This is a genomic window from Enterobacter sp. RIT637, from assembly GCF_019718755.1.
GTDB lineage: Bacteria > Pseudomonadota > Gammaproteobacteria > Enterobacterales > Enterobacteriaceae > Enterobacter.
Window position 1 is genome coordinate 1 of record NZ_JAIHAZ010000139.1, and the last position, 554, is coordinate 554.

1 protein-coding gene is annotated in these 554 nt (G+C 43.0%); it reads right to left on the reverse strand.

Annotation, left to right across the window (positions count from 1 at the left end):
* Positions 1-146: 146 nt before the first annotated feature.
* On the reverse strand, positions 147-554 hold a 408-nt coding region (locus K5E19_RS23640), incomplete at its 5' end, for a three component ABC system middle component (RefSeq protein WP_221553359.1).

Sequence of the window (554 nt, forward strand, 5' to 3'; positions counted from 1 at the left end):
AGATCGACCCATGCAGTATTCAATGATCTCAGAAAGAGCTGATTTACCCGTTGAGGAACGGCCAGTAATGACATTTAAACCATGAACCTTAAATTGCAGGTCCCGACGTTGGCCATCATGGCTGTAGACATGAATCGACTTAATTTTCATGGGCGTATTCCAAAGGTCGTGTACACCGTAACGCGATCTGCAATACGGGCAAATTCTTTTCCTATATAGCGCGCGACACGCTGGCATGAGATAGATTCTTCAGTCCCGATGACCGATTTGCGAACTTTTTTAGGTACTGTTTTCAATCGGCCGTCTTTTGTTACAACAAAACATCCTCGTTCCATGAGCACTCCAAAAGCTTCAAGCGTAAATGGAAGCATATTATTGACGCGGTTAGCAAAATTAACGAGTAATTTGGGGTTGTTTTCTATAGTTTTCAAAAGGTAGCGGCGAGGATTTTCAGCAAACACTTGGCGTGAATCTTTTTGCAGACATAATGGTAAAACTAAAAGAGCCAGAGAAAATGGCATGCCCTGTGAGTTTTCCTCTTCGTAGCTCTGCAT